Raw genomic sequence first — 10,500 nt, 5'->3', positions numbered from 1 at the left:
CGACCTATTCGTGCGGCCTCCACCGTTACGATGCACGCACTGTGAAATGCTGCTCGCAGGCCGCCTTCAGCAAAATCTGCCAAAGTAGTGCTAGGGTCGGCCATCGCGCCCGCGCGGCATCGTTTTCGGCCGACAGGGATCGATTTAAATGTCCAAGGGACTTCCCTGTCCGACCTAGTGGCGATCGTTTATCCATCGGAGGCCAAGGACGTGCGTCAACGGCCCATCAATTGCAGAAGGAGTATCTGATCTCCAGCGATGACGCCGTCATCGCCGTCAAAACCGATTCCGGCGACATAAGCTCAACCAGCTCGTCGGCGTGCTCCTCCTCAACCCGATCATCGGCGCCGCGTCCGGCGCGTTGACGGACTTCGGCATCAACGATGCCTCATGAAGGAACTGTCTGCGACGCTCAGCCCGGCGACGCCGCCTGCTATTACTCTGACCGGATTCCGTGCTTGTGATGACAGATTTGGTGATGTCGATCCTGAGATGGTATTCGTCATCGAACCGGCGCAACGTTGGGAATCCAAATGATCTCGACGGCTAAGATGAAGTCACGCTACAGGCTGAGCAGCATTCGACAGGGCATCTTTTAACTTCTCTTCCTGCTCTGACGACAACGAGGAGCGGATCACGTGACCCTTGAAGTCCGACAGCCGAGCGAGAATTTTTTCTGGCTGAGCTTTACGGATCAGTAGAAAGAGCGCGGAGGTGCCCGGTTTGAGCGTCTCGCCGATCGATTTGATGAGATCGTCATTGATTCCGTAATCGATCATATTGCCGGCCAGCGCGCCGGAGCCAGCGCCAACGGCTCCGCCGAGCGCAAAGCCAGCCAGTGGATTGAGAAATAGAAGGCCGATCAGGGTGCCCCACATCGCGCCGCGCAACCCGCCCGTGGCCGCGCCATAGCTCGTCAGGCTGACGCTTTGCTTGATCCTGACCTTGCCCTCGGGGTCGCGAATGGCGATGACAGCATCTTCCAGATCGATCAGGTATTCGCTTTGCAAACGGTTTAGCTCAGTTAGAACCCGATCGGCATCATCTTCCTTATCAAAACCGACTACCAGGAATTCAGCCATAGCAATTCCTCCAAGCAGTAGAACCGAACGTCTCCAATCTCAAAGCATTCAGGTAGCGTACCTCGCAGGGTAGAAAAATGACAAGCGGGGAATCATGTCCGTCCGTTTACGTATGGTGAGATAAATGGGCTGCTTCGCCATCAGCGCTTTTCGTCATGGGTTGCAATAGCTAACGCCTCGGAGACCGCGCGCCGCCTTTGACTCAACTTGCACAAGCGGCAGCTTCTCGAAATTAACCGATCCACCTCTGCCTCTTATGCGGCAATAACCCCGTAAACGTTACGACGCGACCTGCCGCGCTCATTGCTGAGAGCATCGGCCAGTCTCACGATACACCACAGGCTGATCGAGCGGCGCATGAAGACAGCTGTCGCCAACGACCGCATCGCCGCTTCATCGTCTTGTGGATCGCCCAGGCAAACCGGGACTGCTTGATTCAGCTTACCCAGCTCGGGACTGAACAATTAGTCCCGTTTTGGCTCGGATGCTCCGGGTGGTCCTGGCGGCCCGGGTGGTCCTGGGGGCCCGGCAGGTCCGCAGTTTTGTATCACCACGTCACGGCTGTGGGATCCGGAGGTGACCTTGACGACGCAGGTTGCAGGAAACTCCTGGCCGGTCCATCTGAACCCACCGGTAGCCGTACTCTTAACTTTCACCGTCCTGGTTGGATTAATCTTGATTTCGACGGTTGAGTCGTCCGTACGCCGGATCCGACCCTCAATCGTCAAATCTCCTCGCCTGATGCTGGCAGTCGTAATAAAGATATCTGCAGTTGCATTGATCGGCCATGCAGCCACAAAACAGGTGGCGGCGCCCGCGGCAACGTTAACTAGCTTCGAAAGCATGGTGAACATCCTCCATACCCGAACCTAATTTTCATCACGGAAATGCACTCGACGCAAGAACGAGCGATGATTTGTGGTTTCGCTCACACTTGCGACAGCCTGCGCTCCATCCCGGAGGCGCGCTTTGGCTGGAGCTTCATTTTAGGTCGATAGCGCCAGATGCGTTGATTGAGCTGCATATGTACCTCCGTGGCTCGTGTGAACATGGCCACAGCAATTGCTTCGCGGCGCGCCTGTATCCACTCCAAAGCGAGGTAGCCCCATCAGAACAGCAGGTCAGAGTTAGTACTATCCTTTTTGGGATAATCCCGTCTCGGGATCAGCTTGCCCGGGCGATGACCATTTCCGCCTGCGGGATCGGCAAAACCGTCCACTCCTCAGATCAGGCCGCCTTCTGCGCCCTGATGGTGGCTGCCCGCAAACAAGCCGGCCTGACCCAACACGAGCGGGCGCGCCGGCTGAAGCGTCCCCAATCCTTTGTCGCCAAGTACGAGGGCGGCGAGCCCACATCTCATCTATTATTTATCTATTATTTAGAAGAACGACCCGTTGGCCGGTTGAGACTCTCTCTCGCACATCAAAATAACAACGAGGCACCGGCGGTTCCTGATGGCAGACAACCCGTAAGCGCCAAATCATTCCCGCTTAATGACCTCGTCGACATCAACGGTGACGATTACTTTTCCCTCAGCGTCGGTAACCTGGATATCGTCTTCCGCCAAACTTTACGGCCTCGAGCAAAGCCTCCCGTGCGGAGGACTCTGCAACGCTCCGGGCAGATTCTCGGTCCGGAAGTTGCTCGCCTTCATCATCCGCCAGCAGCTTATCGCCTATTCTAGCATTAAAGTGGAATAACGGCATCCTGAACCTCCTCTCTCTCGCTCAACTTTTCAAGTCCGAAGAGCCGTCAGTGTTCCAGACTTCGTTTGTGAAACTCACTTTCGCGGTGAGGACAGCATCGCAAAGTCGTGCTGCAAGGAAGGTATCGCCCAGAGCCTGTCACTACACCTTGTCGAAGGAATAACCTGGAAGCCGGCTATGACGGTTGGCGGTCGCTGCGATCCGAATGATGGTTGGGATGTACGAGGAGCGCGCCAAGCAGAACGGATCGTTTTCGGGGGGAAGGGACTTAAGATAGTGCTGCCTTTGCAGCTACCCGAACTTGATGCGTAAATTCGTGTAGCTATGTGGCGTGGCTGATGTGAACCGGTCGATTGAAGGAGCGAGGATGAGCAAGCGTGACGTAGGCATCGGCAAAGGTGGCGAAACCCACCAAGTGGCGAGTGGCGGATCCGACGCGATGACGACCAACCACGGCGTGCCGATCAGCGACAACCAAAACAGCCTCAAGAGCGGCGCGCGCGGGCCCACGCTACTTGAGGATTTCGTGCTTCGGGAAAAGATCTTCCACTTTGACCACGAGCGCATTCCGGAGCGAATCGTGCACGCCCGCGGCTCTGGCGCGCATGGCGTGTTCGAGGCGACGGACGACATCTCGGATCTGTCCAAGGCAGCGGTGTTTACCAAGGGCGAGAAGACCGAGGTGTTCGTGCGCTTCTCCACCGTCGCTGGCGGGGCGGGCTCGGTTGACACACCACGTGACGTGCGCGGCTTTGCGGTGAAGTTCTACACGCGCGAGGGAAACTGGGACCTCGTTGGCAACAACATCCCGGTCTTCTTCATCCAGGACGCCATCAAGTTCCCCGACCTCGTCCACGCTGTGAAAATGGAGGCCGACCGCGCCTATCCGCAGGCTGGCAGCGCGCACGACACTTTTTGGGACTGGGCGTCGCTTATGCCCGAGACCACCCACATGCTGATGTGGGCGATGTCTGACCGGACGCTGCCGCGCTCGTTCCGGATGATGGAAGGGTTTGGCGTCCACACATTTAAGCTGGTCAACACGTCCGGCAAGGCGAGCTTCGTCAAGTTCCATTGGAAACCGCGGCTTGGGCTGCAATCGACGATCTGGGACGAGGCACTGAAGCTTCAAGCCGCCGACAATGACTATCAGCGCCGCGACCTATTCGAGGCGATCGACACTGGCGTTTTTCCGCAGTGGGACCTTGGCATCCAGGTCTTCGACCAGGCCTTCGCGGATGCGCAGCCCTATGATGTGCTCGACGCGACCAAGTTGATCCCAGAGGCGGACGTGCCGGTCCGGCTGATCGGCACGCTGACCCTGAATCGGAACGTCGATAACTTCTTCGCCGAGACTGAGCAGGTGGCCTTCCTGCCGAGTAACATCCCACCGGGTATCGACTTCTCGAACGATCCGCTGCTGCAGGGCCGGCTGTTCAGCTACATGGACACCCAGAACTCGCGGTTGGGTACGACCAACTTCCACCAAATCCCGATCAATGCGCCGCGCTGCCCGTTCGCCAACATGCAGCGCGACGGGAAGATGCAGACGCTAGTGCCCAAGGGCCGCGCGAACTATGAGCCTAACAGCCTTGCCGAGCATGGCGAGGACGGTGGTCCCCGAGAGACGCCGAGCGGCTTTGCGACGGCCAACCTCACCTCCGGCCCGGATGAGACCGGCGACAAGCAGCGCGCGCGCTCGGAGAGCTTCGCAGACCACTACAGCCAGGCGCGGCTGTTCTACCGCTCGCAGGACGAGCACGAGCAGGCACACATCGCTTCGTCGTTCGTTTTCGAGTTATCGAAGGTCGGCCTGCTAGACGTGCCACGGCGCATGGTCGCGAACCTGCGCAACGTCGATGAGGACCTCGCTAGGCGCGTTGCGGAGGGGCTCGGGATCGAGCTGCCGACGAAGGCCAAGGCGGCGCGGGAGCCGGTCGACATGGCATCGTCCGATGCGCTCTCGATCCACAAGAACATGAAGGATACGCTGGAGGGACGCGCGGTCGGTATCCTGATCGCTGACGGCACCGACGCGGGTCAACTCGACGCTGTTGTCGCGACCGTAACAAGGGCGAAGGGCAAGGCCGTAATAATCGCGCCCAAGATTGGTGGCGCAACGCTGTCGGATGGCAAGATCCGCAAGGCCGATGGCCAGCTCGCCGGTTCGCCGAGCCAAATCTTCGACGCGGTCGCGATCATCCTGTCGGACGAGGGCTGTCAGGCGTTGCTCAAGGAGGGTGCGGCGGTCGAGTTCGCGATGAACGCCTTCGCGCACCTGAAGGCGATCGGCGCCAGCGACGGCGCGCAGCCCCTGCTCGACAAGGCTGGCGTCGGGACGGACGAAGGGGTTACCGGGCTGGACAGCGCCTTCGTCAAAGCGGCGGCGCGACGCTTCTACGATCGCGAGCCGACGCTTCGGACGTTGGCTTGAGCCGCCCGACAGATGGCATCGCCAACGCTTGGGACGAGATGGTGCGGACCGTCGCGTTTGTCGGTGCGGGCCCACGACGATCTATACGCTGTGCGCATTTGTCGATGAGACGACCGCACCGGCGAAGGTGACGATCTTCGAGGCGCAGCCGCGTGCGCGCTTAGTGCGCCTCGGTATCGATCCCGACATGATAGACGGCCGAACTTTCTATCCGCGGCTGGCGTTGGGCGGTTCCCGCACCTCGGCGACGAGTCGCTGCAACGGTTCAACCGCTACCTGAAGCCAGTGTTCGTCGACGAATATGCGACCGTTCCCCACCTCTCGATTGAGCGGATGCTCGCGCTGCATAGCGGCGGACACCTGGACGTGATCGCGCTGGGGCGGGACCACCGCGTCGACAGCTATGGTCCCGAACCGGGTGCCACGGTCGTGGTCGACGGAGAGCGGCACCACTTTCCAGCGTTCGTTGACGCAACCGGCCAGCGAGCGCTGGAGGTCGTCGTCGGCGCGGCGCTGACCGGCCGCGCCATGCGGTCCGGCGCGGACGTTGCCGAGCTGAAGGGGGCGACTTAACGACAGTAATCAGCTGCGATGGTGGAGGCCACGAGCGTGAGGCCGGGATGCCGAGACGTTCCTGTGTTCCAAACGTACTCAGGAACCATTCGGCAGGATCTCTGTTTTCAAGATCCCACTATGGAACGGCATGGAACAGCGAATCAAAAAAGGCCACCCTCGCTGAAATGCCAAGAGAAATGGTCCTGTCCCAAAAGCTAAATCGACCATAGAGTCCTTGCCAACGATCAAGATCACTCGAAATCTTGGGCCAGCGTCGCTACATTGACCATCTGACAATTCAGATCATTTAAACGCGGTTGCGGCGTTAGAGGTGGAAAAATCACGCCGCGCGTCTATTTCCATTTCCACCCGCGCTTCGTAGCAGCCTCGCCCGCCACACGCGGGCGCCAACTTTTGTCAGCGCCGGCCCTTTTGAGGGTTCTCGACCTTCATTCTTAGCACCTCTTGCAATCTCCTATCTACCTCCGGCTGCATTCTCGGGTTGGCGGCCGTAGCAATCACTTGCCCGTGCTCGTCGCTGCACACATTAGCCGCGCAGCCATAAGCCCGCAGAAGCTGTTCGACAGCTACGATGCTGATTACTGGCTGAGGCTGCTGCGGGAGCGGCGTCGGTATATGCAACTGCGATCCTTCAGGCCGCATATCTTCCATTCTTGGTCTTATGTCCTCTTCTCCCGGCTTGCTTTTGGTTCGGATCCTCCCGCTTGTTCTTGTCCTGTAATTGGTCGTTTGGGTCGGCCTGGGGGCTCTATTTTTTGTCGACATGTTAAGATCCTATTTTCGCTCAGACTTCGCTCTTGAGGACGCCGAACGTTGAACGCATGCGGTCAGGCTCGGCTCTCATCGCCGAGTCATCAAAAATAACGTCCCAAAACTGTCGCAGTTTCCTCCAGAGAAAATTTAGTTAATCAGTGGTTGACATCATCGCCGCGGTTAGGGCTGCCTTGAAGCTGGCGCGGCGCTCGAGCTCCTCGTTATCGCGGAGCTGCTCAGCTACGAACTTGACGTCGGTCTTCATGTTGCGATCGCGCTCGGCAACCTGCGTCACGCCAGACGACACGATGCTGCGCTGAACAAGGATCGTCGCGCGCACCTCAGCGACGAGGCATATCGACACACCTTCAGTCATCAGCGTATCAACCTCGATTTGATCCGTGCGGTCTTTTGTCGGAGCGCGACCGCCGCATCCCTGGTCGCAGACTTGACTATGAATTTCAGTTCCGCGGCAGTCTGATTGAGATCGCCCTTGGCGACAGAGGTAACCCCGCGCAAGATGGCGTCTCCGCGCTCTTTGCAGCCGCATGCTATAGCAATCGCCACTCAGGACGTCGGGTAGTTGGTTCGCAGTGGGATGCTCATATTCAGTTTACTGATACCGAATGCCACTGCGGCCGTATCCCTGCCGTGCTAGTCTTAATCTATAGCCCATCCGGTCCGGAGGACTAAGCTATGGCTAAACGTGAGCAATGCGGGAACCGCGAAGCAAAGAAGCCGAGGAAAGAAAAATCCAAAGTGAGCGCGGCGGCGCCAAGCATGAAGGGTCTTATGCAATCGGAAGCGACGAAGTCACGCAAGAAGTAATTGGGATCTCTACGCAGAGTCAGGCCACCAGCTTGGAGCGGCGCCTGGACTTCCGTGGCATCAAAAAAACCGCCCGCGGATTTCTCCGGATCGGCGGACGCAATCTTCCCTGTGCGAATCTATGCCTCAATACCTGTCAGGTGTCGTTAAGTGTGTCCACAAGGAGCCAGCGTGATGCGTGACGTGTTTTGCGGATTGCAAGTTGGCGTTGGGAAGATTTTTCCGGGTCCAGCGTTCGCCTGCTTTCAGTACTCCCTACTCGTGAAGACATTCTAATTCCAAAACGAAAGTAGATAGCACCAATCACAGCCCGAGCCAGAGAGGCGAGGATTGCTCTCTTGGCCGCATCCAGCCGGTGACGTGTGTGTCGACGCTACTTGTCAGTAAAAAATGTCAAAAGCACTTTCCCTTTTTCGCCGATGAGACAAAGGAAGGTGCGCCTTGTATCTTGCTTCCCTTTTTCCAGATAAGCGTCACCGATGACGACCGTCTTGAGCGGCGTGTCCTCAATTTTCGTATTTGCCTTTGCGACCGTCATGCCCTCGACGTCGAGTGAGACGTCTTTAATGGCCGGGTTTAGCTGCCGAAGGGCGGCTAATCCGGTGGATCGGCATAAATCCAGCTCTGGATCAGGAGTTTGAGCCGCAGCGGATTCGACAGACGCACATATTGCGATAAGCGCTAAAGCAACGGTCGCTTTCCAGACAATCATTTTGATCCTTCCGAATTAGCCGTGGAGCGCGGTCGGCGTACGCGGGCGATATTCCGCCGCGCGTAACGCCGGAACCCCCGCTTACAAGGAATAATAATCGTCGACCGCTTTAGGGCGATTTGGATCCGACCAGTTCCAGTTGTTCTCGTCTGCATACTTTGGTGCGCCGTTGAGCTTATCCACCGTAATTCCGGTCCGATAGCCGCCAAGCGTGGTGTCATACTTCAAGCTGTGCCAGGGAAGCGGATAATGGTCGTTGCCTATGCCGAGGAAGCCACCAAAACCGAGAACTGCATACGACACGCGGCCGCTCGTCTTTTCAATCATGACGCGCTCAATCGAGCCGATCTTCTGGTCGTCGGGGCCGTAGACAGCGGTACCTTCGACCTTGTCGCTACCGATCAATGTGCCGGTCTCTCTTTCTTCAACAGCCATGCAACCCCTCCCTTGTTGGGTTAGGAGAAGGAAACCGAGAGGCATCTCGATTGTTCCAGGCACGGGCAGACGACTAGCTGCGATGCTGAAACAAAACGCGTCTTAGGAACGTCCAGGCGATTAGCAGCTTGTCTGGCATGGCACATAGCAAAGATCACGGCATCATTCGCGACGAGAAGGGGCAAGAGCAGCCCAAGGATCTAAAGCGCGTACAACAGTCCGGCGTGCAAGAACAGAAGGACGCGGCCAAGCAGCCTGAGTCACCGGGACAGCCAGCAGGCGGGGAATAGTACCGCGCAGGATACCGCCGAAGACCTAGATCGCCGCAAAACGGTCCTCTGCTGACACTGCTCAGTGGTGCGAAAAGCCTTGGGGAATATGACGTGGATTCCATCGTGTTGACCGATCGAGCCAGAACAGCCTTCCTTGAGCTTTCGCTCGCACAAATCTCTTCCCAGAAGCAACAACTCGCACATCAATTAGCAATCCTCCGAAGACTACGGCATGAATTGGACAATGAGAACGTGCTCGCCGAGAAACTGCCTCGAAAACGGCGGCCGGTTCATGATCAGATATTGAAAATTATCGACGAGGCGGGCGCGGTCAGCGCATCCGAGCGAACACGTTGCTTCGATCCGTCGCCAACACCAAAGGTCCGTTGAGGTCCGCTTCATGAAAGACCTTCTGAACAGGCTCCAAAAGTTGAAAGACGACGCGGAGGATTGCGCTCTCATCAGCAGGCTCGCGACGGATCTGCATAAACGCAAGGCATTCGCCAAACTCGCAGAAGATTACAGAGCGATGATCGCAACGCTCGAGACGAGCATTGAGGAAGCAAGGCGCGATACGAGCGCTTAAAGAACCTCAAAACGAACGACTGAGATTGCTCTCAAAAATTCTTGGTATGCTCGGCTCCGGAAGTCGTTATTTTGGAGCCTTCTTCATGTGCCTGGTCACTTCCACACTGCACGCCTCTTGCCTACAGCTTCTTGGCCCCATCTGGCTGTGAACGTTACCGCTAGCCAGCGGCCTCCTGCTCAGAAAGGCCGCACGCCGCTGATGGTTCTCCGGTGGGACGCAGCCGTCGATACCTATTTGAGATGAACCTTAATCTTCTCACATATAAGCAATCGACCGTACAGCATAGACGAGGTTAGACTCTATGCGCCATGGTGCGCCGTGCGCTCCTAGCCCTTTCTAGTATTGCGACAAGTTGACACAACGTTCGCCGATTATGGGCGTTAGCTCCGCCTAAGGAGAACGCCATGAATGAAATTTGCGTTACAAAAAACTTCGCCGCGCGGGCACTTACATTCCGCCTGGGAATGCCCGCGACTTCGATGTTCTCCCGCTGGAGCGGTTGGTCATGCTTTCAACACTGGAACACTGCCATCACCGGGGGAGGCGTCCATGCATAGCGCCTCCTCGTCCGCGTCGGGTTGCTCTAAAGCATTAAGTTACTCGGATTAGAACCCGAAAAGTCTTGCCGTTTTTCCCGCAAGTCCGAACAGATTTTGAAGGAACCAACACGAACGCTCGTTGTTACTTCACGGCTCGGAAAAGCCGGAGGATATAATAATGGGTAAGGGCGCTCTTCTTTGGTTACTCGGTATTCCGCTCCCAATCATACTTCTGCTTTGGCTGTTTGGATTTCTGCACTAGTTGCGTAATTGCCCTGACGATGAACTTCGATCATTCTTGCAAAGTCAGCCGTCGTCAGATGCCTAATTGCGCCTGAGGAACCTTTAACCTTCCCGCCGCGCCGCATTGAGCGTCTCGCGTCCACAAGCTATTTCTCGCCCTAAAGAGAAGCTCGGCGTGTGGCGAGCATCTCACCATATAGCTAGCACTACTTTGGCAGATTTATTAGATGGATCGACTCAACAGGATTCTCGAATCACGTTTTCAATGATTCATGGGTGGTCGGCTTTTTGGAGAGCTGACCATGGTTGAGACGACGTCGAGGTGGGAAGA

General features: G+C 57.1%; 10 protein-coding genes and 1 pseudogene. 6 read left to right on the top strand and 5 right to left on the bottom strand.

Translation table 11 applies throughout. The annotated features are described in order from the left end of the window. Window positions 1-165: 165 nt before the first annotated feature. A pseudogene (locus GGQ85_RS20030) lies at window positions 166-414 on the top strand (DUF1269 domain-containing protein); the annotation flags it as partial. Further along, window positions 391-537 carry a hypothetical protein gene (locus GGQ85_RS21040; RefSeq protein WP_374708940.1) on the top strand — a complete coding sequence of 49 codons (147 nt, stop codon included), beginning with the start codon at window positions 391-393 and terminating at the stop codon, window positions 535-537. The pseudogene GGQ85_RS20030 and the gene GGQ85_RS21040, both read left to right, overlap by 24 nt. Before the next feature lie 20 nt (window positions 538-557). Here the strand turns inward: GGQ85_RS21040 and GGQ85_RS20025 are convergent, their stop codons facing one another. Continuing rightward, window positions 558-1,082: a DUF1269 domain-containing protein gene (locus GGQ85_RS20025; protein ID WP_079447948.1), complete on the bottom strand. Its 525-nt coding sequence runs from the start codon at window positions 1,080-1,082 to the stop codon at window positions 558-560. 1,532 nt (window positions 1,083-2,614) lie between these two features. Next, on the bottom strand, window positions 2,615-2,788 hold the full coding sequence (locus GGQ85_RS21035; protein WP_374708939.1) for a DUF6894 family protein: 174 nt from the start codon (window positions 2,786-2,788) through the stop codon (window positions 2,615-2,617). Window positions 2,789-3,155: 367 nt separating this feature from the next. On the opposite strand from GGQ85_RS21035, the gene GGQ85_RS20015 reads away from it, so the two are divergent. Both GGQ85_RS20015 and GGQ85_RS20010 read left to right on the top strand, forming a co-directional pair. Next, window positions 3,156-5,222: a catalase gene (locus GGQ85_RS20015; protein WP_309775983.1), complete on the top strand. Its 2,067-nt coding sequence runs from the start codon at window positions 3,156-3,158 to the stop codon at window positions 5,220-5,222. 285 nt (window positions 5,223-5,507) lie between these two features. Next, window positions 5,508-5,795 (top strand): hypothetical protein, encoded by a 288-nt coding sequence (locus GGQ85_RS20010; protein ID WP_309775982.1) that lies wholly within the window; start codon window positions 5,508-5,510, stop codon window positions 5,793-5,795. Between the two features lie 907 nt (window positions 5,796-6,702). On the opposite strand, the gene GGQ85_RS20005 is transcribed toward GGQ85_RS20010, so the two are convergent. The 3 genes from GGQ85_RS20005 to GGQ85_RS19995 all read right to left on the bottom strand — a co-directional run bounded on the left by GGQ85_RS20005 (window position 6,703) and on the right by GGQ85_RS19995 (window position 8,526). After that, on the bottom strand, window positions 6,703-6,927 hold the full coding sequence (locus GGQ85_RS20005) for a hypothetical protein (RefSeq protein ID WP_309775981.1): 225 nt from the start codon (window positions 6,925-6,927) through the stop codon (window positions 6,703-6,705). Between the two features lie 825 nt (window positions 6,928-7,752). Next, window positions 7,753-8,091: a hypothetical protein gene (locus tag GGQ85_RS20000; protein WP_079447954.1), complete on the bottom strand. Its 339-nt coding sequence runs from the start codon at window positions 8,089-8,091 to the stop codon at window positions 7,753-7,755. 81 nt (window positions 8,092-8,172) lie between these two features. After that, entirely contained in the window at window positions 8,173-8,526 is a 354-nt protein-coding gene (locus tag GGQ85_RS19995; protein ID WP_079447955.1) for a PRC-barrel domain-containing protein, read from the bottom strand. 137 nt (window positions 8,527-8,663) lie between these two features. Between GGQ85_RS19995 and GGQ85_RS19990 the strand changes: the two genes are divergently transcribed. Together GGQ85_RS19990 and GGQ85_RS19985 are read left to right on the top strand one after the other, a co-directional pair. After that, window positions 8,664-8,816: a hypothetical protein gene (locus GGQ85_RS19990; RefSeq protein WP_309775980.1), complete on the top strand. Its 153-nt coding sequence runs from the start codon at window positions 8,664-8,666 to the stop codon at window positions 8,814-8,816. Window positions 8,817-8,909: 93 nt separating this feature from the next. Beyond that, on the top strand, window positions 8,910-9,188 hold the full coding sequence (locus GGQ85_RS19985; RefSeq protein WP_309775979.1) for a hypothetical protein: 279 nt from the start codon (window positions 8,910-8,912) through the stop codon (window positions 9,186-9,188). The last annotated feature ends 1,312 nt before the right edge of the window (window positions 9,189-10,500 follow it).

Source organism: Nitrobacter vulgaris (genome assembly GCF_031453995.1).
Lineage (GTDB): Bacteria > Pseudomonadota > Alphaproteobacteria > Rhizobiales > Xanthobacteraceae > Nitrobacter > Nitrobacter vulgaris.
Note: the sequence above shows the minus strand (reverse complement) of the source record. Positions and strands in the feature narration are given on the sequence as shown.

Coding starts and splice junctions, on each gene's coding strand:
- GGQ85_RS21040 (WP_374708940.1), top strand. CDS start 391: ATGAAGGAACTGTCTGCGACGCTCAGCCCGGCGACGCCGCCTGCTATT.
- GGQ85_RS20025 (WP_079447948.1), bottom strand. CDS start 1,082: ATGGCTGAATTCCTGGTAGTCGGTTTTGATAAGGAAGATGATGCCGAT.
- GGQ85_RS21035 (WP_374708939.1), bottom strand. CDS start 2,788: ATGCCGTTATTCCACTTTAATGCTAGAATAGGCGATAAGCTGCTGGCG.
- GGQ85_RS20015 (WP_309775983.1), top strand. CDS start 3,156: ATGAGCAAGCGTGACGTAGGCATCGGCAAAGGTGGCGAAACCCACCAA.
- GGQ85_RS20005 (WP_309775981.1), bottom strand. CDS start 6,927: ATGACTGAAGGTGTGTCGATATGCCTCGTCGCTGAGGTGCGCGCGACG.
- GGQ85_RS20000 (WP_079447954.1), bottom strand. CDS start 8,091: ATGATTGTCTGGAAAGCGACCGTTGCTTTAGCGCTTATCGCAATATGT.
- GGQ85_RS19995 (WP_079447955.1), bottom strand. CDS start 8,526: ATGGCTGTTGAAGAAAGAGAGACCGGCACATTGATCGGTAGCGACAAG.
- GGQ85_RS19990 (WP_309775980.1), top strand. CDS start 8,664: ATGGCACATAGCAAAGATCACGGCATCATTCGCGACGAGAAGGGGCAA.